General features: G+C 73.5%; 18 protein-coding genes. 13 read left to right on the top strand and 5 right to left on the bottom strand.

The window, feature by feature from the left end:
• Positions 1-36 precede the first annotated feature (36 nt).
• The 4 genes from car to LCG91_RS15545 form a co-directional block, all read right to left on the bottom strand.
• Complete coding sequence (car, locus tag LCG91_RS15560) at positions 37-3,393, bottom strand: carboxylic acid reductase (protein WP_224441942.1); 3,357 nt, start codon at positions 3,391-3,393, stop codon at positions 37-39.
• A gap of 46 nt (positions 3,394-3,439) precedes the next feature.
• Positions 3,440-4,099: a 4'-phosphopantetheinyl transferase gene (locus LCG91_RS15555; RefSeq protein ID WP_224441941.1), complete on the bottom strand. Its 660-nt coding sequence runs from the start codon at positions 4,097-4,099 to the stop codon at positions 3,440-3,442.
• 90 nt (positions 4,100-4,189) lie between these two features.
• Entirely contained in the window at positions 4,190-4,801 is a 612-nt protein-coding gene (locus tag LCG91_RS15550) for a CG0192-related protein (protein ID WP_058749429.1), read from the bottom strand.
• A 75-nt stretch (positions 4,802-4,876) separates the two neighbouring features.
• On the bottom strand, positions 4,877-5,632 hold the full coding sequence (locus LCG91_RS15545; RefSeq protein WP_224441940.1) for an SDR family NAD(P)-dependent oxidoreductase: 756 nt from the start codon (positions 5,630-5,632) through the stop codon (positions 4,877-4,879).
• A gap of 34 nt (positions 5,633-5,666) precedes the next feature.
• Between LCG91_RS15545 and LCG91_RS15540 the strand changes: the two genes are divergently transcribed.
• A complete protein-coding gene (locus LCG91_RS15540; protein ID WP_224441939.1) occupies positions 5,667-6,557 on the top strand; it encodes a putative RNA methyltransferase in 891 nt (296 codons plus the stop codon).
• 4 nt (positions 6,558-6,561) lie between these two features.
• Here the strand turns inward: LCG91_RS15540 and LCG91_RS15535 are convergent, their stop codons facing one another.
• Entirely contained in the window at positions 6,562-6,981 is a 420-nt protein-coding gene (locus LCG91_RS15535) for a VOC family protein (RefSeq protein ID WP_058729516.1), read from the bottom strand.
• 62 nt (positions 6,982-7,043) lie between these two features.
• On the opposite strand from LCG91_RS15535, the gene LCG91_RS15530 reads away from it, so the two are divergent.
• The 12 genes from LCG91_RS15530 to LCG91_RS15475 all read left to right on the top strand — a co-directional run bounded on the left by LCG91_RS15530 (position 7,044) and on the right by LCG91_RS15475 (position 20,854).
• Positions 7,044-7,991: a helix-turn-helix transcriptional regulator gene (locus LCG91_RS15530; RefSeq protein ID WP_224441938.1), complete on the top strand. Its 948-nt coding sequence runs from the start codon at positions 7,044-7,046 to the stop codon at positions 7,989-7,991.
• Between the two features lie 106 nt (positions 7,992-8,097).
• On the top strand, positions 8,098-8,238 hold the full coding sequence (locus tag LCG91_RS15525; RefSeq protein ID WP_224441937.1) for a hypothetical protein: 141 nt from the start codon (positions 8,098-8,100) through the stop codon (positions 8,236-8,238).
• Positions 8,235-8,324: a potassium-transporting ATPase subunit F gene (locus tag LCG91_RS15520; RefSeq protein ID WP_058729515.1), complete on the top strand. Its 90-nt coding sequence runs from the start codon at positions 8,235-8,237 to the stop codon at positions 8,322-8,324. Before LCG91_RS15525 ends, LCG91_RS15520 begins: the two co-directional genes overlap by 4 nt.
• Complete coding sequence (kdpA, locus tag LCG91_RS15515; protein WP_058749425.1) at positions 8,324-10,015, top strand: potassium-transporting ATPase subunit KdpA; 1,692 nt, start codon at positions 8,324-8,326, stop codon at positions 10,013-10,015. Before LCG91_RS15520 ends, kdpA begins: the two co-directional genes overlap by 1 nt.
• A gap of 11 nt (positions 10,016-10,026) precedes the next feature.
• Positions 10,027-12,138, top strand: a complete 2,112-nt coding sequence (kdpB, locus tag LCG91_RS15510) for a potassium-transporting ATPase subunit KdpB (RefSeq protein WP_224441936.1) — start codon at positions 10,027-10,029, stop codon at positions 12,136-12,138.
• A gap of 3 nt (positions 12,139-12,141) precedes the next feature.
• The gene (gene kdpC / locus LCG91_RS15505) at positions 12,142-12,747 is read left to right on the top strand and encodes a potassium-transporting ATPase subunit KdpC (RefSeq protein ID WP_058729512.1); all 606 of its coding nucleotides are present in this window, start codon (positions 12,142-12,144) and stop codon (positions 12,745-12,747) included.
• A gap of 174 nt (positions 12,748-12,921) precedes the next feature.
• Positions 12,922-15,414, top strand: coding sequence for an ATP-binding protein (locus LCG91_RS15500; protein WP_058749422.1), 2,493 nt, complete (start codon positions 12,922-12,924; stop codon positions 15,412-15,414).
• Complete coding sequence (locus LCG91_RS15495) at positions 15,411-16,112, top strand: response regulator (RefSeq protein ID WP_224441935.1); 702 nt, start codon at positions 15,411-15,413, stop codon at positions 16,110-16,112. Before LCG91_RS15500 ends, LCG91_RS15495 begins: the two co-directional genes overlap by 4 nt.
• 104 nt (positions 16,113-16,216) lie before the next feature.
• Entirely contained in the window at positions 16,217-16,747 is a 531-nt protein-coding gene (locus LCG91_RS15490; protein WP_224441934.1) for a helix-turn-helix domain-containing protein, read from the top strand.
• 75 nt (positions 16,748-16,822) lie between these two features.
• Positions 16,823-18,970, top strand: a complete 2,148-nt coding sequence (locus LCG91_RS15485; RefSeq protein WP_224441933.1) for a glycosyltransferase family 39 protein — start codon at positions 16,823-16,825, stop codon at positions 18,968-18,970.
• A 61-nt stretch (positions 18,971-19,031) separates the two neighbouring features.
• Positions 19,032-20,135 (top strand): bifunctional GNAT family N-acetyltransferase/class I SAM-dependent methyltransferase, encoded by a 1,104-nt coding sequence (locus tag LCG91_RS15480; RefSeq protein WP_224441932.1) that lies wholly within the window; start codon positions 19,032-19,034, stop codon positions 20,133-20,135.
• The gene (locus LCG91_RS15475; RefSeq protein ID WP_224441931.1) at positions 20,132-20,854 is read left to right on the top strand and encodes an alpha/beta hydrolase; all 723 of its coding nucleotides are present in this window, start codon (positions 20,132-20,134) and stop codon (positions 20,852-20,854) included. The genes LCG91_RS15480 and LCG91_RS15475 overlap by 4 nt, the downstream gene beginning before the upstream one ends.
• The last annotated feature ends 16 nt before the right edge of the window (positions 20,855-20,870 follow it).

Below are 20,870 nucleotides of genomic sequence, written 5' to 3'. Positions count from 1 at the left end.
GCGGTGCCGGCTGGCGCCGCGCCTCCCGTCCCGTGGTCAGCGCGCGGTCGTCGCGGCCGGCCGGAGCAGACCGAGGAACGCCAGGTCGTCCGCCACCTTCGTGATGAGCGCGTGGTCGAGCGACGGGATGTCCGGTGCCCCGAGCGGGCACACCGCCCGCACGGCCGCCGCGAACGCGTCGGCCGGGATCGCGGACCCGGCGTGCGGGGACTCCGGCACCGCGAACGCGTGCAGCAGCGGGAGCACCGAGCGGGCGCGGTCCTCGTCCGGCATCGCCCCGAGCGCCGACCGGAACCGGTCGACCCACTCGGCGTGGTCCTCGACGCGCTCGATCGCGTGCCCGTCCTCGACCAGCCAGTCGACGAAGGTGTCGAGCGAGACACCGTCGTCGTGCGGGTTGACGACGTTGAAGGTCCGGTGACCGTCGATCACAGACGCGCTGATCGCGTCGATCGCCGCCGCCGTGAAGTCGGCGGGCAGGCCGTCGTAGTGCGAGCGCTGCACCCGGCCGTCCGGGGTCCGCTGCACGAAGGACGCGGGCGCGAGCCCGGTCGCGAGCACGCTCCAGACCAGGCGGGTGAACACGTCGGGCAGGTTCACCTGACCGCGCCAGCGCGGGTGCGCCAGGACCATGTCGGAGCGGAACACCGCGACCGGGACCCCGTGCTCGTCGTGCGCCTCGCGGAGCAGCACCTCGCTGGCCCACTTGCTCGCGCCGTACCCGTTCGCGTACTCGTCGGCGACCGTCCACTCGGGGATCGTCGTCCGGATGTCCGCCCGCTCGTCGAGTGCGGCCGGGGCGTCGGGAGCGACGTCCTCGGTCGCGCTCGGCCGGGCGCCGCCGGCGACCGCGACGCTCGACACGAAGGTGACGGGGACGCTGCCGGCGGCGATCGCGAGGCGGACGACCTCGGCGGTGCCGACGACGTTCGGGCCGAACAGCGCGGGGTACGGCAGGACGTGGTTCACCAGGGCGGCGGCGTGCGCGACCAGGTCCACCCGGGCGGCGAGCTCGCGCCACCGTGCTTCCTCGAGGCCGAGCAGGTGCTCGCTGACGTCGCCGGCGAGGACCTCGAGCGACCCCGAGAGCTCGGCGAACCGGTCGGCGAACGCCGGGTCGGCAGCGAACGCGGCGTCGAGCCGACGACGGGCAGCGGCGTCGTCCGACCCGCGTACGACGCAGACCAGCGTGCCGCCGACGGGTGCGAGCCGCTCGAGCCAGTCCATCGCGGTGAAGCGGCCGAGGTAGCCGTTCGCGCCGGTGAGCAGGACGGTACGGGGCGGCGCGGACGGGTCGCGGGGCGCGCGTGCGACCGGGGCGGGGACCTCGCCGAGCAGGCGGTCCACCCGCAGGTCGGTCGCCCGCAGCACCGTCGGGTCGGCGCCGTGCACGCGGGTGACCGTCGGGCGGTCGTCGGTGGCCGAGCGGTCGACGTACGCGGCCACGGCGGCGAGGTCGTTCGTCGGGTCGGTGATCACGCCGACGGGCACCTCGGTCTCGAAGACGTCCTCGAGGACCCCGGAGAACGTCAGCGCCGACAACGAGTCACCGCCGAGGTCCGAGAACCGGGCGGCCGACGCGGACTCCGTGCTGACCTCGGCGCCGAGCAGGTCCCGGGCGGCACGGACGACGGTGTCGACGGTCGGTTCGTCACCGACGTGCTCGCGCAGGGTCGCGACGAGGGTGCCGCTCTGCTGCTCGGCGACCGCGTCGTACAGCGCGGCGAACCGGTCCCCGAAGCGGGCGGTGACCCGGGGACGGAGGAGCTTCCGGGCGTCGGACAGCATGCCGTTGTCGACCGTGAAGGGGTCGGGCTCGACGACGAGCGCGCGGGGTACCTCGTATGGTGCGAGCCCCTGCGCCCGGGCGGTGCGCTGCAGGGCGGCGAGCAGGTCGCCCTCGGTCGCCCCCGGGTCGGTGGGCACGACGACGGCGACGAGGAAGGCGTGCCGGCTGTCCCCGTGCAGCGCGATCTGCCGGACCTCCGGTGTCCCGCCGTAGGTCGCCTCGAGGGCCGAGACCGCGACGAACTCGCCCTGCGAGAGCTTGATGACGTTGTTCCGGCGGTCGAGGTACTCGTACGTGTCCGGACCGGTCTGCGCCATCACGTCGCCGGTCCGGTAGAACCCGTCCTCGTCGAACACCGCGGCGGTGACGTCCGGGCGGCGGAAGTACCCGGGGATCACCGCGGTGCTCTTCACGAGCAGCTCGCCGCGGGGGAGCGGTCGGTCGGTCGTGCGGTAGCCGAGCTCGGGGACGTCGACGAGCTTGTGCTCGGTGACCGGCGGCTGCTGCACCACGCCGTCGCGCAGGATGCTGCCCGCCTCGGTCGAGCCGTACAGGTCGTGCAGCGGGATGCCGAGGCACTGTTCGAGGTACGCGCGGAGCTCGTGCGTGAGCGGGGCGCTGGCGCAGACGGCCTGTGCGACGCGACCGCCGAACGCGCGCGTCCGGAGGTCGTCCTGCACCTGGGCACGGACGGTCTCGGCGGCGTCGGCAGCGTCGGCACCGGCGGCTCCCGCCGCGAGGCGCCGCTGCTCCTCGCGTGCACCCTCCTGTCGGACCATCTCGGCGATCCGCGGGACGAGGACGAGCTCGGTCGGTGCGTAGACCCGCAGGTCCTCGAACAGGGCCGACAGGTCGGTCGAGGTCGCGAGGGCCACGGTGCCGCCGCGGCCGAGCGTCGCGAGCAGTGCCGCGCGCCCGGTCAGGTGGCTGAGCGGCAGGTAGGCGTAACCGACGGTCACGGCGTCCGGGTGGTCCGGGGGGAGCGCGTGCCAGAGCCGCTCGACCATCGACCGGGTGTACATCGCGCCCTTCGGGGTGCCGGTGCTGCCCGACGTGTAGAGCAGCAGCGCGAGCGGGTCCTCGTCGGGGGCCGGCCGCCACGGGGTCGGCTGCGGCAGACCGCGGCCCCGCGCCTCGAGGTCGGCGATCGTCGGCAGCGCTGCCGTGTCCTCCGTGTCGGCCGTGTCGTTCGTTCCGTTCGTGTCGAGCAGCACGGTGCGCACCTCGGCGGCGGCCTCGGTGACGGCCTGCGCGGTCGCGGCCTGGTCGGCGGTGGCGCCCAGCCACACCGGTGTCGTCTCGTCGACGATCGCGCGGAGCTGCTCGACGGGCGCGCTGGACTGCAGCGGCACGCTCACCGCGCCGAGCACCGAGCACGCGAGCTCGAGCGCCACGACGTCGGCGCTCGGCGGACCGAGCACCGCGATCCGGTCGCCCGGCGACACGGTCTCGCCGAGCACCGCCGCGAGTGCCCGCGCACGGTCCCGGAGTTCCCGGAAGCTCGTGTCGGTGACGGCCTCGCCGTCCCGCTGTCGGAGCGCCGGTCGGTCGGCGTACCGGTCGAACACCGCCTCGACGGAGGTGTCCTCGTCCTGCTGCACCATGGTGGTTCCTTCCTCGTTCGTCCGACGCGCCCCCGCGCGCCGCGTCTCAGCGCGCGGCGAGCACGATGCCCGCCCGCGCCGTCCCCCGGTCCACTGCCCACCGCCCGGTCGCCGTGAAGGCCCTCCCGCGACGTGCCCGGGCCGTGAAGCTCCCGTCCTGGCGCAGTTCGACGTGGGCGCCGTCGATGCCGAACCAGCCGTCGTGCGCCGACGAGCGGGCCTTCGCGACGGCCTCGGCCGCGGCGAGCAGGACGCTGTCCGGACTCTCAACCCCGGATCGCCGGAGCGCGGCGAGACCCTGTGCGACCCGTACGTCCGAGACGTCCGCGATGCGCCGGAGCACCCCCGACGGCAGGGGTCGAGCCGGGGTGGCGTCGATGCCGATGCCGGCGTGCTCGTCGCGCCGGGCCACCGCGCAGGCACGCACACCGTGGCAGTGGGTGATCGTGCCGACGACGCCGTCGGGCCACCGGGGGGCGCCGTTCCGGCTCGTGGGCAGCGAGGTCACGGGGGTGCCGATCGCCGTCAGGGCGCGGCGGGCGAGCACGCGGCCGGTCCGGAACTCGGCGCGGCGTGCCGGGACGGCGTGGGCGACGGCCGCGCGTTCCTCGTCGGTGAGTGTGCCGCTCAGGTCGTGGTCGACGGCGGCGACGACCACCGAGGCAGGGAGCAGCCCCGCCCAGTCCGTCCCGCCTCGAAGTTGCACATTGCAATCAGACGCCGGGAAGCTCCGAGTCCCCCGAACAGGGCACGCCGCGGACGGGGCGTGTCACGGAAGGGGTGGTCGGGGTGTCCGTCAGGCGGGCAGCACGGCGACGACGGCCGAGCGGCCGCCCCACGTCGCGGTCAGGGTCTCACCGTCCGGCACGGGCAGCCCGACCACCCGCAGCACGACGAGGTCGCCGTGGTCGGTGTCCACCGTCGTCTCGGTCCCGTCCGTGGTGGCCGTGACCGTCGTCACCGTGGGGGAGTCGGGCGCCGAGCCGCTGCCCGTCGCCGTGCCCTCCTTGTCGAACCGTCCGGAGCCGTCGGCCCGCTCGAGCTCCGCCTCGTGCCCGCCGGTGGCGATCGCGCGGCGCAGGACGTCCGCGTAGACCGGGTCGGCCACGGCGTCGTAGACCCAGCGGCGGCCGAGCACCGAGTGGTCCATCTCGCACACCAGGGCGGCCCGGGTGTCGTCGAGCGGAGCGCCGCGGTAGGTCAGCGGTGTGTGCAGGAGCCGGCCCTCGGGCGTCCGCACGATGATCTCCTCGACGCCGACCTCGCCCTCGGGGTCGTCGAAGCGGAAGCGGGTGACGACCTCGACGGGCTCGCCGGCCGTGAGTCCGCTCCACGGCTGCGCGGGCAACCAGGCGGCGAGGGCCTCGGCCTTGGACGGTCGGAGTTCTGCGCGGTGGATGACGGCCATGCACCGACGCTACCGAGCAGACCTCGACTCCCGCCGTCGGCCCACCGCGTCGACGCCCGCACGCTGCGCCGGTGGTCAGTGCACCGAGAAGCCGCCGTCGACCGCGATCGACTGGCCCGTGACGTACGCGGAGCCCGGCCCGGCCAGGAACACCGCCGCGGCCGCGAAGTCCGACGGCTCGCCGTTCCGGCCGACGAGCGTCCGCGCGGCGAGCGCGGCGACCCGTTCGGGGTCGGCGGACAGTCGCCGGTTGAGCGCGGTCTGCACGAAACCGGGGACGAGGACGTTCGAGGTGACCCCGCTGCCGGACCAGGCCTCCGCCTGGGAGCGGGCCAGTGCCTCCAGACCGGCCTTCGACACCCCGTACGCGCCGCTCGCGGCGAAGGGGCGGTGCGCCTGCTGCGAGCTGATCCCGATGATGCGGCCGTACCCGCGCGCGGCCATCCCGGGCGCGAGTCGCTGGCCGAGCACGAAGGGTGCGTCGAGGTTGACGGCCATCGTCGCGTCCCACGTCGCCTCGTCCAGGTCGGGCATCGGCGGCCGCAGGTTGACGCCCGCGGAGTTGACGAGGACGTCCACCTCGCCGACGGCGTCCGCGAGCGCGTGCGCTCCCGCCCGCATCGACAGGTCGGCGACGACGCCCGCGGCCGACCCGCCGCCGTCGGCGATCGTCGCGACGGTCTCGTCGATCGTGGCCCGCGTGCGCGCCGCGACCAGCACCTGGGCGCCGGCGTCCGCGAGGGCGAGCGCGATCGCCCGACCGATGCCGGAGCTGCCCCCGGTGACCAGTGCACGGCGTCCGTCGAGGCCGAAGAGCTGCTCCAGTGCCATCCGGTCAGGCTACCGACGCCCGTACGCTGGGTCGGTGCGCGACGACCTGCTCCCCGTGCTCGCCTGCCCCGTCTGCGCCGAGCCCCTCGCCCGTGTCGACGGCGGACAGGTCGGCTGCGCGACGGGGCACCGGTTCGACGAGGCGAAGCAGGGCCACCTCACGCTGCTGCCCGCGAAGCGCCGGGCACTCACCGCGGACACCCCGGAGATGGTCGACGCCCGCATCCGCTTCCTCGGTCGCGGGCACTACGCGCCGGTTGAGCGGGCGCTCGCCGCGGTGGTCGCCGCCACGAAGGCGCCGGGCGTCGTGCTCGACGTCGGCTCCGGCCCCGGCACCTACCTCGCGCGCGTGCTGGACGCGGGTGGACCGGACGTGACCGTCACGGACGGACCGGACGGGAGGCCCGACCCGGCCCCGGCAGGATCCGTCACCGGCCGCCTCGGGGTCGCGCTGGACCTGTCCGCGGTCGCGATCCGACGGGCGGCACGCGTCCACCCGCGGGCGGGAGCCGTCGTCGGCGACGTGACCGAGCGCCTCCCGGTCGTCGACGACGCGGCGGCCGTGGTGCTGGACGTCTTCGCACCGCGGAACCAGCGCGAGTACGCGCGGGTGCTGCACCCGGCGGGCGTGCTCGCGGTGGTGACCCCGCGGACCGGGCACCTGGCCGAACTCGCCCAGGCGACCATCGCCGTCGACCCCGAGAAGGAGCGGCGGCTGCGGGACTCGCTCGAGCCGACCTTCGTGCAGCGGTCCTCCGAGGACCTGACCTGGACGATGGACCTGTCCGCCGAGGACGTGCACGACGTGGTGCACATGGGTCCGAGCCACCACCACGTCGACCCGGACCGGGTGTTCGCCCCGACGACCGTGACGGCGGCCGTGACGGTCAGCACGTGGACGGTCGTCGGACCGCCCACGCGCTGACGGCTCAGTCCTGCGGTGCGGCCACGTCGAGCTGCCACACCACGCCGAACCGGTCGCGGAGCTGACCGGCGAGCGGGGCCCACGGCGACGGGGCGAGCGGCTGGCGCACCTCGGCACCGTCGGACAGGGCCTCCCAGTAGCGGGTGACCTCGTCGGCGTCGTCGCCGTGCACGAACACGTAGAAGGCGTTGGCGCCCTGGTCGTACGGCTGGTCGGGCCAGACGTCGAACGCCATGATCCGGAAGCCGGCGTCGGTCGTCACCTGGCCGAACACGATGCGGTCCGCCCAGGCGGGGTCCTGGGACGCGCCCATCTGGCCGTAGGTGGCGGCGGTGACGGTGCCGCCGAAAGCGGATGCCCAGAAGTCGAGGGCCTCCCGTGCCTGTCCGTCGAAGTTGATGTGGGTCGTGGTCTCGATGCTCATGGGTCGAGTGTCGACCGTGTTCCGGTCAGATCGTGACCGCTTCTCCCACGAGGATGGACGACATGGCCGGACCGTCCTCGCGCATGCTCGCCCTGCTCTCGCTGCTGCAGGTGCACCGGGAGTGGACGGGCGACGAACTCGCCGGCCGCCTGACCGTGAGCCCCAGGACGCTCCGCCGTGACGTCGACCGGCTCCGCGACCTCGGCTACCGCATCGACTCCGTCCGCGGGCCGGCCGGCGGCTACCGCCTGGCCGCCGGATCGGACCTCCCGCCGCTGCTGTTCGACGACGACCAGGCGGTGGCCATCGCCCTGGCCCTCGCGGTCGCCCCGGCCTCCGGCGCGGACATCGCCGAGTCCGCCGTCCGCGCGCTCGCGACGGTCCGGCAGGTGATGCCGGACCGCCTCCGGCAGCGTGTCGACCTGGTGGACGCCGTCGTCGGGTCGTCGGGCCCGCGGGTCGACCCGGACGTGCTGGTCGCCGTCAGCGAGGCCGTGCACCGGCACGAGGTCCTGCGGTTCGGGTACGGCGGGCGGGACGCCCCGCGCCGGGTCGAGCCGCACGCGGTGGTCGCCCGGTACGGCCGGTGGTACCTGCTGGCGTGGGACCCCGAGCACGACGACTGGCGCACCTACCGCGTCGACCGCATCGCCCCGCGGATGCGGACGCGGCTCCCCTTCGCGCCACGGCCCGTTCCCGGTGGGGACGCTGCGGCGTTCGTGTCGGCACGCTTCAAGGGGTCCGACCACGAGGACGCGTGGCCGTGCCGCGGTTCCGTCCTGCTCAGCGCTCCCGATGCCGCGCGGGTCGCACCCTTCCTGCCCGAGGATGCCGTCCTCGAGCCGCTCGAGGACGGCCGTCGACGGCTGACACTCGGCTCGTGGTCGTGGGACGGGCTCGCCGGAGCGGTCGCCGCGCTGACGGTGCCGCTCGTGGTCGAGGGGCCGGAGGAACTCCGGGCTGCCGTGCGCCGATCGGCGGAGCGGCTCGAGCGCGCGGCGGTGCGTTAGGGCGGTGCGTTAGGGCGGTGCATGCGTCCGTCAGGACGCCGTCAGGAACCCGTTAGGACCGACCTGGAGGCGCGACACCGGATCCAGCATCGGTACCGCACCACCCGTGGTGCGGTCCGCGCCGCCCGGCGTCGACCCGCAAGCAACCTCATCGGAGTCCCTCGTGTTCGACGTCTTCGTCGTCGCCGGTGTCCTCGCCGTGTTCGGCGTGGTGGCACTCATCGCCAAGGGGGTGGAGCGGCTGTGATCGTCGTCACCATCGCCGCCGCCGTCCTCGGCATCGCATCGGTCGTCTACCTCGTGTGGGCCCTCGTCCACCCGGAGCGCTTCTGATGGCGGGCTCCCCTGCCGACACCTGGGCCGGCATCGCCCAGGTCGCCACGCTCGTCCTGCTCCTGGTGGTCGCGTACCGCCCGGTCGGTGACTGGATGGCGCACGTCTACACGCCGACGAAGCACGCCCGGATCGAGCGCGGCGTCTACCGCGTGATCGGGGTCGACCCGGACGCCGAGCAGTCCTGGCCCGCGTACCTGCGGGGTGTGCTGCTCTTCAGTGCCGTCGGCGTGCTGCTCGTCTACCTGCTGCAGCGGATCCAGGTCGTGCTGCCGGGAGACCTCGGGCTGCCGAACGTCGGGCCGGCGCTCGCGTTCAACACCGCGGCGTCCTTCGTCGCGAACACGAACTGGCAGTCGTACTCGCCCGAGGCGACCGTCGGGTACTCCGTCCAGATGGCGGGCCTCGCGGTGCAGAACTTCCTGTCCGCCGCGGTCGGCCTCGCGGTCGCGGTCGCCCTCGTCCGCGGGTTCGCACGACGGAAGAGCGGCACGCTCGGCAACGTCTGGGTCGACGTCGTCCGCGGCACCGGCCGGCTCCTGCTCCCGGGCGCCTTCGTCTTCGCGATCGTCCTGGTCGCCGGGGGCGTCGTGCAGTCGTGGGGCAGCGGCATCGACGTCACCACCCTCGCCGGTGGCACCCAGCACATCCCGGACGGCTTCGTCGCGTCGCAGGAGGCCATCAAGGAGCTCGGCACGAACGGTGGCGGCTACTTCAACGCGAACTCGGCGCACCCGTTCGAGAACCCGCAGGCGTGGACGAACCTCGTCGAGGTCTTCCTCATGCTCGTCATCCCCTTCTCGCTGCCCCGCACCTTCGGGCGGCTGGTGGGCGACGACCGTCAGGGGTACGCGATCCTCGCCGTGATGGGGGCGATCTTCCTCGTGTCGCTCTCGGTGATGTCGATCGCCGAGCTCGCCGGCGGCGGCAGCGCCACGCAGGCTGCCGGTGCGGCCATGGAGGGCAAGGAGGTGCGCTTCGGCATCCTCGGCACGACCCTCTTCGGCACGACCTCGACCGCCACGTCCACCGGTGCGGTGAACGGCATGTTCGACAGCTTCACGCCGATCGGCGGCATGATGGCGCTCCTCAACATGATGCTCGGCGAGATCAGCCCCGGCGGTGTCGGCTCCGGCCTGTACGGCATGCTCGTGCTCGCCGTGATCACGGTGTTCATCGGCGGTCTGCTCGTCGGACGGACCCCGGAGTACCTCGGCAAGAAGATCCGTGCCCGCGAGATGACCTTCGCCGCGCTGTACATCCTCGTCACGCCGACCCTGGTGCTGCTCGGCACCGGACTCTCCCTGGTGATCCCGGGCGTCCGCGAGCAGGTCCTCGGCACGAGCATCTTCAACCCCGGCAACCACGGGCTCTCCGAGCTGCTCTACGCCTTCACCTCGGGCGCGAACAACAACGGCTCCGCCTTCGGTGGGCTCACCGCGAACACCACGTGGATGAACTCCGCGCTCGGCGTCGTGATGCTGCTCGGCCGCTTCGTGCCGATCGCCCTCGTCCTGGCGCTCGCCGGGTCGCTCGCCGCGCAGGACAAGGTGCCCGCGACCGTGGGGACGCTCCCCACCCACCGGCCGCTGTTCGTCGGCCTGCTCGGTGCGGTCGCCGTGATCGTCACCGCCCTCACCTACTTCCCGGTCCTCGCCCTGGGCCCCCTCGCCGAAGCGCTCGCACGATGAAAGCCGCATCGATGACACACGACACCACGACCACCGCGACCGCCGAGGCGGAGGCGTCCAGTGCCTCCCGGCCGGTCACCCGATCGTCCGCCTTCGGACCCCGACAGCTGGCGGCCGGCCTGCCCGGCGCCCTCCGCAAGCTCGACCCGCGCCTGATGTGGCGCAACCCCGTCATGTTCATCGTCGAGGTCGGCGCCGCGCTCACCACCGTGACCGCGTTCGTCGAGCCGTCGGTGTTCACCGCCGCGATCGCGGTGTGGCTCTGGCTGACCGTCGTCTTCGCCAACCTGGCCGAGGCCGTCGCCGAGGGCCGGGGCAAGGCGCAGGCCGACACCCTGCGGAAGACCCGCTCCACGACCAACGCCCGCCGGGTCCTCCGGTGGGACGCGTCCGACGCCGCCGCGCTGTCGAACGACACCGAGGAGGTCGCCTCGGTGGACCTCGCCAAGGGGGACGTCGTGGTGGTCGTCGCGGGCGAGGTGATCCCGGGCGACGGTGACGTCGTCGAGGGCATCGCCAGCGTCGACGAGTCGGCGGTCACCGGCGAGTCGGCACCGGTCATCCGCGAGTCCGGTGGCGACCGGAGCGCGGTCACCGGGGGCACCCGGGTGCTGTCCGACCGGATCGTGGTCCGCATCACCTCGACCCCCGGCGAGACGTTCATCGACCGGATGATCCGGCTCGTCGAGGGCGCCGCGCGACAGAAGACGCCGAACGAGATCGCCCTGAACATCCTGCTCGCGTCGCTGTCGATCGTCTTCGTGATCGTCTGCCTGACGATGCAGCCGATCGCCGGGCTGGTCGGTGCGACGGTCAGCGTTCCGGTGCTCATCGCCCTGCTCGTCTGCCTCATCCCGACCACCATCGGCGCGCTGCTCTCCGCGATCGGCATCGCCGGCATGGACCGGCTCGTGCAGCACAACGTCCTGGCGATGTCCGGCCGCGCGGTCGAGGCCGCCGGTGACATCACGACGCTGCTGCTCGACAAGACCGGCACGATCACGTACGGCAACCGCCAGGCCTCGCGCGTGGTGCCCGTCCCCGGTGTCACCGAGGCGGAGCTCATGGAGGCCGCCGCACTGTCGAGCGCCGCGGACAGCACGCCCGAGGGTCGTTCCATCGTCACGCTCGCCGAGCAGGACGGCATCGCGCCGGGCAACCCGTCGGGCGCGGTCGAGGTGCCCTTCACGGCGCAGACCCGCATGTCCGGGCTCGACCTGGCCGACGGGTCGCAGATCCGCAAGGGTGCGGCGGCCGCCGTGCTCGCGTGGGCGGGATCGACCGACGCGGCCGTCGTCGCGGCGATCGACACCGCGGTCGCCGAGATCTCCGACCAGGGCGGGACACCGCTCGTCGTCGGGCGTCGCTCGGCCTCGGGCTCCGTCGCCCTGCTCGGCGTCGTGCACCTGAAGGACGTCGTCAAGGACGGCATGGCGGAGCGCTTCGCCGAGCTGCGGTCGATGGGCATCCGCACGGTGATGATCACCGGCGACAACCCCCGCACCGCCGCTGCGATCGCGGCCGAGGCCGGGGTGGACGACTTCCTCGCCGAGGCCACGCCGGAGGACAAGCTCGCCTACATCCGCAAGGAGCAGGAGGGCGGCAACCTCGTCGCGATGACCGGTGACGGCACGAACGACGCCCCCGCGCTGGCGCAGGCCGACGTCGGCGTCGCGATGAACACCGGCACCACCGCTGCGAAGGAGGCCGGCAACATGGTCGACCTCGACTCCGACCCGACGAAGCTCATCGACGTCGTCCGGATCGGCAAGCAGCTGCTCATCACCCGCGGGGCACTCACCACGTTCTCGATCGCCAACGACGTCGCGAAGTACTTCGCGATCATCCCCGCGATGTTCCAGGCGGCGTTCCCTGGCCTGGCGGCGCTGAACGTCATGGGGCTGCACAGCCCGTCGTCGGCGATCCTGTCGGCCGTCGTGTTCAACGCGCTCGTCATCGTGGCGCTCATCCCGCTGTCGCTGCGCGGCGTCAAGTACCGCGCCGCCTCGGCGTCGTCCGTCCTCGGACGCAACCTGCTCGTCTACGGGCTCGGCGGCGTCATCGTCCCCTTCATCGGCATCAAGGCGATCGACCTCGTGGTCGGTCTCATCCCGGGGTTCTAGACCATGGCTTCCTCATCACGTTCCTTCTTCCGTTCCACCGGTGTGGCCGTGCGCCTCACCCTGCTGTCCACCGTCGTGCTCGGCATCGCCTACCCGCTCGCGGTGTGGGGCGTCGGCCAGGCGGCCTTCCACGACCAGGCGAACGGCTCGATGGTCACCGACTCCTCCGGCAAGGTCGTGGGCTCGTCGCTCATCGGGCAGTCGTTCTCCGGGAAGGGCGCCGACCGCTGGTTCCAGTCGCGTCCGAGCGCCGCGGGCGAGGACGGCTACGACGCGAACGCCTCGTCCGGCTCGAACCTCGGGCCGAACAACCCCGACCTGCTCAAGAGCATCGAGGAGCGCCGGGCGGCCGTGGCGAAGGCCGACGGGGTCAGCGCCGCCGAGGTGCCCGCCGACGCGGTGACGGCATCGGGCTCCGGCCTCGACCCGGACATCAGCCCGGAGTACGCGCTGCAGCAGGTGTCCCGGGTGGCCGAGGCCCGGGGGCTCTCGGAGTCCACCGTCCGCGCGCTCGTGCAGCAGCACACCGAGTCGCGGCAGGCCGGGTTCCTCGGCGAGCCGGTCGTGAACGTCCTCGAGCTGAACCTGGCGCTCGCCGCGACGCGCTGACGCCGGCCGGTCCGGGCCAGCTGGGGTCGAACCACGGATCCGACGTCGAACCAGGCGCTGCACCTGGTTCGACGTCGGGAACGTGGTTCGACATCCGACGAGACGACGCGCACCGCCACCGGGTCGCGAGCACCACCACACCACACCAGCAGCGACAAGCGAGAGGATGAGCACGTGAAGCGCGGGAAACTCCGGGTGCTGCTCGGCGCCGCTCCTGGTGTCGGCAAGACCTACACGATGCTCGAGGAGGGCCACCGGCTCCGTGCCGAGGGCCGGGACGTCGTCGTCGCCGTCGTCGAGACCCACGAGCGAGCCGCCACGGCCGCGCTGGTCGACGGCCTCGAACTCGTCCCACGCCGGGTCGTCGAGCACCGCGGCGTCGCGCTCGACGACATGGACCTCGACGCGGTCGTGGCCCGCGCACCCGACGTCGCCCTCGTGGACGAGCTCGCCCACACGAACGCCCCCGGCAGCCCGAACGAGAAGCGCTGGCAGGACGTCGAGGTGCTCCTCGCCGCGGGCATCAGCGTCATCTCGACGGTCAACATCCAGCACATGCAGTCCCTCGGGGACGTCGTCCGCGAGATCACCGGGACGGTGCAGCGCGAGACCGTCCCGGACGCCGTGGTCCGCGCCGCCGACCAGATCGAGGTCGTCGACCTGTCCCCGGCATCGCTGCGCGAACGGCTCTCGGACGGGCTGGTCTACCCGGCCGCCCGCATCGACGCGGCGCTGTCGAACTACTTCCGGCTCGGCAACCTCACCGCCCTGCGCGAGATCGCCCTGCTCTGGCTCGCCGACGAGGTCGACGACGCACTGAAGGCCTACCGTGCCGAGCACGGCATCGACCGCCGGTGGGAGACCCGGGAGCGTGTGCTCGTGGCCCTCACCGGCGGCCCCGAGGGTGAGACCCTGCTGCGCCGCGGCGCCCGCATCGCCGCCCGCAGCGCCGGCGGGGAGCTCGCCGCCGTGCACGTCACGACGAACGACGGGCTGCGCGAACGGCACCCCGGCGCGCTCGGCAAGCAGCGCACCCTGCTCGAACAGCTCGGTGGCACCTACCACCAGGTGGTCGGCGACGACGTGCCGAGCACCCTCGTGCGGTTCGCGAAGTCGGTCGACGCGACCCAGATCGTCATCGGCGTCAGCCGCCGCAGCCGCGTCGCTGCCGCGCTCACCGGTCCCGGCATCGGCAACACGGTCGTCCGCGAGTCGGGCGACATCGACGTGCACGTCGTCACCCACGAGCGGGCCGGCGGCGGCTTCGCCCTGCCGAAGCTCGGCGGCAGCCTGTCGCGCGGGAGGATCGCCGCCGCGTTCGCGGTCTCGCTGCTGCTCGGACCCCTGCTGACCTGGCTGCTGTCGTTCGGCAACGACCCCGACGCCATCACTGTGGACGTGCTGTCGTACCAGCTGCTCGTGCTCGTCGTCGCGCTGATCGGCGGGATGTGGCCGGCGGTCTTCACCGCGGTGCTGTCCGGGCTGAGCCTCGACTACTTCTTCGTGCAGCCCCTCTACATGGTCACCGTCCAGCAGCCGTGGCACCTCGTGGCACTCGTGATGTACGTCATCAGCGCCGTGCTGGTCAGCTTCGTGGTCGACCGGTCCGCCCGTCGCAGCAGGGCCGCGCGCCGGGCAGCCGCCGAGTCCGGGCTCCTGGTCGGGATCGCCGGCAGCGTGCTCCGCGGCGACGACGCGCTGCAGGCGTTGCTCGACCGCACCCGCGAGGCGTTCGGCTTCACCGGCGTGCGGATCCGGCAGGGCGACGAGGTCCCGGCCACGTCCGGGACGTTCGCCGACGGGCCGGACGCGACCACGAGCCTCCCGTCCGGCGCCGTCCTCGAGTTCGCCGGCGCACCGGACGACCCGACCCAGCGGCGGCTGCTGCGCGTCGTCGAGCAGCAGCTCGACGCCGCCGTCGACCACCGGCGCCTCACCCGGACCGCGGTCGACGCGGAGCGGATCGCCGCGGCGGACCGCGTCCGGAGCGCCATCCTGGCGGCCGTCGGGCACGACGTGCGCCGGCCGATCGCCGCGGCCTCCGCCGCCGTCCAGACCCTGCACGCCGCCGACATCCAGCTCTCGCCGGCCGACCGGGAGGCGCTGCTCACCACCGCCGACGAGAGCCTCCGGCAGCTGGCGGTGCTGCTGGCCGACCTGCTCGACGTCAGCCGGGTGCAGGCCGGGGTGCTCGCCGTCACTCCGCTGCCCACCGCGCTCGAGACGGTCGTCGCCCCCGCGCTCGACGAGCTCGAACTCGGCCCGGACGACGTCGACCTCGACCTGCCCGCCGACCTGCCGCCCGTCCTCGCCGACCACGGGCTGCTGCAGCGCGTCGTGGTGAACCTGCTCGCCAACGCCAGCCGTTACGCACCGGAGGGCACGCGCGTCCGCATCGCGGCGAGCGCCTTCGGCGGCGGGGTCGAACTGCGCGTCGCCGACCACGGCCCCGGCATCCCCGAGGACCGGCGCGGCGAGGTGTTCCAGCCCTTCCAACGACTCGGCGACACCGACAACGAGACCGGACTCGGGCTGGGGCTCGCGCTCGCACGCGGCTTCACCGAGGGCATGGGCGGCACGATCGAGGTCGACGACACCCCCGGCGGCGGGCTCACCGTCGTCGTGCGGCTGCCGATCGCCGGACACCTGGGAGTGGATGTCAAGTGAGCACGAAGGTCCTCATCGCCGACGACGACGCGCAGCTCGTCCGGGCCCTGTCCGTCACGCTGGCCGCCCGCGGGTACGACGTCGTCACCGCGCGGGACGGCCGGGCCGCGATCGACGCGGTGATCACCGAGCGGCCGGACATCGTGATGCTGGACCTCGGCATGCCCCGCCTCGACGGCATCGGCGTGCTCGAGGGCATCCGTGCCTGGTCCCAGGTGCCCGTGCTCGTGCTCTCCGGCCGCACCGACTCGTCGGACAAGGTCGACGCGCTCGACGCCGGGGCGGACGACTACGTGACGAAGCCCTTCCAGATGGACGAGTTGCTCGCGCGGCTCCGGGCGCTCGGTCGGCGGCAGGCGACTGCGGCAGCGACCGCGGGGGTGACCCCGACGGTGACGATCGGGGACCTCGTGGTGGACCTCGTCGCGAAGCAGGTCACCCCGCCGTCCGGGCCCGCGATCCGCCTCACCCCGACCGAGTGGCGGCTGCTCGAGGTCCTCGTGACGAACCCCGGGCGGCTGATGACCCGCGAGATGCTCCTGACCGAGGTGTGGGGTCCGACGCACGGCAACGACTCCGGGTACCTGCGGCTGTACATGGCCCAGCTGCGGCGGAAGCTCGAGCCGGAGCCGTCGCACCCGCGGTACCTGGTGACCGAGTCGGGGATGGGGTACCGGTTCGACCCGAACGGGGTGTGACGGGCGGTGGCCGGCCGGTGGCGGGAGGTCGTCGTGTCGCTGTCGTGTCCTTGTCGTGGTGCTGTCGTGGTGCTGTCACCCCGGTCCTTCCTAGGCTCGGCACCATGAACGAGATGCGGATCGCCACCCTCCGACGAGAGCGTGGCTGGACCCAGGAACGCCTGGCCGAGACGAGCGGCGTGGCCGTCCGGACCGTGCAACGACTCGAGGGCGGCAAGGAGGCGAGCCTCGAGACCCTGTCGGCGATCGCCCGTGCGCTCGAGGTGCCGGTGCGGGAGCTCTTCGCGCAGGAGGACCCCGCCGAGCTGGAGCCCGGCGTCCGCGGGCTCGACGAGCGGACGGAGGCGGCGGAGGCTGCGGCTGCCGCGGCGACGATGCAGCAGGACGCACGGGACCGGTTCGTCGCCGGGTTCTGGTCGTTCTCGACCGCCGTCGGGGTCGTGTTCGGCATCGTCACCGTCCTGCTCCTGGTCCTGCACGTGTGGTCCCCGCTGGTGTTCCTGCTGGTGGGGGCGTACTGGGCGGTCCGGCGGCCGGTCGGGCGGTTCCTGCTCGACTCGGTGCTGGGGGCGCGGCTCGACCGGCGGTGGCCGCTCTCAACCGCGACCGACGTGCCGGTCCGTGCCGCTCGCTGAGTCGACGCCGGTCCCTTAGGCGCGTCCAAGGCTGCGCCGACGATGCGCGCACGTGGGGGTCGCACGCTCGGGAGCATGACCGAGACGATCCCCGCCGAGCGCCCGCGCCTCCTGCCACCACCGACCCGCGACCGACCGGCACTCCGCGAGCGGCTGGCGGGGCTGGTCCGCGGTCGCGCCGACGCCGCGCGGTGGGAGCGCCCGGCGTTCCTCGGGCTGCTGCTGGTCACCGGCGTGCTCTACGTCGCGAACCTCGGCGTGAACGGCTGGGCGAACGCGTTCTACTCCGCGGCCGTGCAGGCGGGGAGCCAGAGCTGGGAGGCGTTCTTCTACGGCTCCTCCGACGCCGCGAACGCGATCACGGTCGACAAACCGCCGGCGTTCCTCTGGGTGATCGGCATCTCCGTCCGGCTGTTCGGGCTGAACTCGTGGTCGATCCTCGTGCCGCAGGCGCTCATGGGCGTCGCGTCGGTGGCGGTCCTGTACCGGATCGTCCGGCGCCGCTTCTCGGCCGGCGCAGCACTGACCGCGGGTGCCGTGCTCGCGACGACCCCGGTCGCGACCCTGATGTTCCGCTACGACAACCCGGACGCCCTGCTCGTGCTGCTCACCGTCGGGGCGATCGCCCTGACGCTGCGCGGCATCGAGTCCGGGCGGATGCGGTGGGTGGTCTGGGCCGGGGTGCTCGTCGGCCTCGGGTTCCTGACGAAGCAGTTGCAGGCGTTCCTCGTGCTGCCGCCCCTGGTCGGGGTCACCCTCGTCGCGTCGCCCCGCCCGGTGCTGCGGCGGATCGGGCACCTGCTCGCGGCGGCGCTCGCCGTGGTGGTCTCCGCCGGGTGGTGGGTCGCGATCGTCGAGCTCGTGCCGGCCTCGGCGCGCCCGTACGTCGGCGGCTCGCAGACGAACAGCTTCCTCGAGCTCACCTTCGGCTACAACGGCCTCGGTCGGGTCACGGGCGACGAGACCGGGAGCGTCGTGCCGGGCGGGACGACCGGAGCGGGGTCGTGGGGCTCGACCGGTCTGACCCGCCTGTTCGGCTCGGAGTTCGGCACGCAGGTGACCTGGCTGCTGCCGACCGCGCTCGTGCTGCTCGTCGTGTCCCTCGTCGCGGTCGGGGTCCGCCGGCGCCGTGACCCGCGCCTGGCGACCGTCCTGGTGCTCGGTGGCTCGTTGCTCGTCACCGGGCTGGTCTTCAGCTTCATGGGCGGGATCTTCCACCCGTACTACACGATCGCACTCGCGCCGTACATCGCAGGCCTCGTCGGCATCGGCGCCGGGCTCCTGTGGCAGCGACGAGCGGTGCTCGCGTGGCGCATCGTCGCTGCGGCGGTCGTGGCAGTCTCCGGCGCCTGGTCGTTCGTCCTGCTCTCCCAGGCGTCGTCGTGGCAGCCGTGGATCCGCTGGGTCGTGCTCGCTGCGACCGTGGTGGGGGCGGCGCTCGTCGTGCTGCGCCCTCGGGGGCGTGGACTCGCCGGAGCGACCGTCGCGACGGTGCTCGTCGCGGCGCTGCTCGGGCCGACGGCGTTCTCGGTGCAGACCACCACGGTCGGGCACACGGGCGCGCTCCCGTCGGCCGGGCCGAGCGTCACGACGAGCGGGTTCGGCGGCGGTCGCGGCGGCATGCCCGGTGGCCAGGGTGGCCCCGGCGGCCAGGGCGGTGCCGGCGGCCAGGGTGCGCCCGGTGGCCAGGCAGCGCCCGGCGGCCAGGGTGCACCCGGTGGAGCACCGGGCGGCCAGAACGCATCCGGCCAGAACACGACCGGCCAGAACACGACGGGTCAAGGCGCTGCCGGCCCGGGGGCCGCGGGCGGCACGACCGACGGCGGTGGGAACACCCCTGGCGGCGGCACGAACCTGCTCGGTGGCTCGACCGAGGTGTCCGACGAGGTCGTCGCCGCGCTCTCCGCAGACGCCGACGAGTACACCTGGGCCGCCGCGACCGTCGGGTCGAACAGCGCCGCCACGTACCAGCTCGCCACGGGTGACCCCGTGATGGCGATCGGCGGCTACAACGGCACCGACCCGGCCCCGACCCTGGCCGAGTTCCGGGCACTCGTCGCGGCCGGGAAGGTGCACTGGTTCATCGGCGGCGCATCGCAGTCGGGCGCGGGCAGTAGCACCGGGAGCGACGCCGCCGAGCAGATCGCCGAGTGGGTCGCCGCCCACTACGAGGCGACGACGGTGGACGGCGTGACGATGTACGACCTCACGCCCGCATCCTGACCACGGAGACCGACGGTTCCGCCCGCGTCCACCGGATGAACGCGGGCGGTACCGTCGATCCGTGACCATCGAGCTGCGCCGGGTGACCGCGGAGGACTGGGCCGTCTGGCGCTCGGTCCGCCTCGCCGCCCTCGCGGACGCCCCACAGGCGTTCGGTTCCCGCCTCGAGGACTGGCAGGACGCCCCGGAGCACCGGTGGCGCACACGCCTGTCGCTGCCGGGAGCGGTCGACCTGCTCGCGGTCGAGGACGACGACGTCGTGGGGATGGCGAGCGGGGTCCCGGACCCGGACGACCCCGCGCTCGCCGAGCTGATCTCGATGTGGGTCGCGCCGGCCGCTCGTGGCCGAGGAACGGTCGCGCTCCTGGTCGACGCGATCGCGCTGGTGCTCGCCGCGCAGGGCGTCGAGCACCTCGAGCTGTCCGTGATGCCCGACAACGACCGGGCCCGTCGGGCGTACGAGCGCATCGGCTTCACCTCTGTGGACACCCTCGGCGACAGGGTCCCGGACGGTCGGCACGAGACGGTCATGCGCCGCGAGCTCACCGCCGAGCGCACGCTCCTCGCCTACGAGCGCGGCGCCGACCGCTACGCGGAGCGGACCGACGACCACCGAGCGGGGCTCGTCGACGACCTGCTCGCCCTCGTACCTGTCCACGCCCACGTGCTGGAACTCGGCTCCGGCCCCGGGCGTGACGCTGATGCCCTCGAGGCTGCGGGGCTGCGTGTCGACCGCACCGACGGCAGCGCCGCGTTCGTCGACCGCCTCCGCGACGCCGGCCACCAGACCCGCGTGCTCGACGTCCGCCGCGACGGCTGGGGCGGCCCGTACGACGCCGTATTCGCGAACGCCGTCCTGCTGCACGTCCCACGGTCGGACACCGGCGCCGTGCTCGAGCGTGCGCGCCGAGCGGTCCGCCCGGGCGGGGTCCTCGCGGCGACGGTGAAGCGGGGTGATGGCGACGGCTGGAGCGACCGCAAGCTCGCCGACCCGCGTTGGTTCACCTACTGGGACGAGGACGCGCTCGCTGCCGCCGTCACGCGCGCCGGGTGGGCTGCCGTCCGCGTGCGTGAGACCACCCGCCCCGGCGCCGAGGAGCGCTGGCTGACCGTGACGGCCCGTCGGCCGGAGGAGGACCGACCCGACGAGGAGGACCGTCCGTGAACCGAGCACTCCGCTGGACCGCATGGGTCGTCACCGTCGTCGTGGTGCTCGCGGTGGTGTTCCTCGTGTACGCGAACATCGTCATGCAGGGCACCCGGAGCGCCGCGCTGCGGGTCTGGCGCGACGACCGCGTCGCCGTGCGTGACGCCGGGGACAGCGTCGTGATGACCCCGACCGGCTCCGGGGACGGGACGGGCATCGTCTTCATCCCGGGCGCGAAGGTCGACCCGTACGCGTACATGGCGACCTTCCGGCAGGTCGTCGCCTCGGGCACCACCGTCGTCATCACGAAGCCGACGCTCAACCTGGCGTTCTTCGACACCCGGCCGCTCTCGACCTTCGAGGCGCACGCCCCGAGCGTCCGCACCTGGGCCGTCGGCGGGCACTCGCTGGGCGGGGTCCGGGCGTGCCAGCTCGCACAGGACGCCGACGGGCTGCTGCTGCTCGGCAGCTACTGCGCGAACGACGTCGCCCGCTCCTCCATCGACGTCCTCAGCGTCTCCGGCTCACGCGACGGGCTCTCCACACCGGAGAAGGTCGTCGCCGCCCGGCACCTCCTGCCGACCACGGCGACCCTGGTCGAGATCGAGGGGGCGAACCACGCCGACTTCGGCGCCTACGGCGACCAGCCGGGTGACCGCACCGCGACGATCTCGCGTGCGGACGCGCGGGCGCAGATCAGCGCGGCCGTCGAGGACTGGGTGCGCACCCTGCGCTGACGCGAGTGGACGACGG

Origin of the sequence: Curtobacterium sp. TXMA1 (assembly GCF_020162095.1) — a bacterium.
Classification (GTDB): domain Bacteria; phylum Actinomycetota; class Actinomycetes; order Actinomycetales; family Microbacteriaceae; genus Curtobacterium.
Note: the sequence above shows the minus strand (reverse complement) of the source record. Positions and strands in the feature narration are given on the sequence as shown.

What these genes read in the sequence shown, in the direction of transcription:
- car (WP_224441942.1), bottom strand. Translation starts at nt 3,393, where the DNA reads ATGGTGCAGCAGGACGAGGACACCTCCGTCGAGGCGGTGTTCGACCGG.
- LCG91_RS15550 (WP_058749429.1), bottom strand. Translation starts at nt 4,801, where the DNA reads ATGGCCGTCATCCACCGCGCAGAACTCCGACCGTCCAAGGCCGAGGCC.
- LCG91_RS15545 (WP_224441940.1), bottom strand. Translation starts at nt 5,632, where the DNA reads ATGGCACTGGAGCAGCTCTTCGGCCTCGACGGACGCCGTGCACTGGTC.
- LCG91_RS15535 (WP_058729516.1), bottom strand. Translation starts at nt 6,981, where the DNA reads ATGAGCATCGAGACCACGACCCACATCAACTTCGACGGACAGGCACGG.
- LCG91_RS15530 (WP_224441938.1), top strand. Translation starts at nt 7,044, where the DNA reads ATGGCCGGACCGTCCTCGCGCATGCTCGCCCTGCTCTCGCTGCTGCAG.
- kdpA (WP_058749425.1), top strand. Translation starts at nt 8,324, where the DNA reads ATGGCGGGCTCCCCTGCCGACACCTGGGCCGGCATCGCCCAGGTCGCC.
- kdpB (WP_224441936.1), top strand. Translation starts at nt 10,027, where the DNA reads ATGACACACGACACCACGACCACCGCGACCGCCGAGGCGGAGGCGTCC.
- kdpC (WP_058729512.1), top strand. Translation starts at nt 12,142, where the DNA reads ATGGCTTCCTCATCACGTTCCTTCTTCCGTTCCACCGGTGTGGCCGTG.
- LCG91_RS15490 (WP_224441934.1), top strand. Translation starts at nt 16,217, where the DNA reads ATGAACGAGATGCGGATCGCCACCCTCCGACGAGAGCGTGGCTGGACC.
- LCG91_RS15485 (WP_224441933.1), top strand. Translation starts at nt 16,823, where the DNA reads ATGACCGAGACGATCCCCGCCGAGCGCCCGCGCCTCCTGCCACCACCG.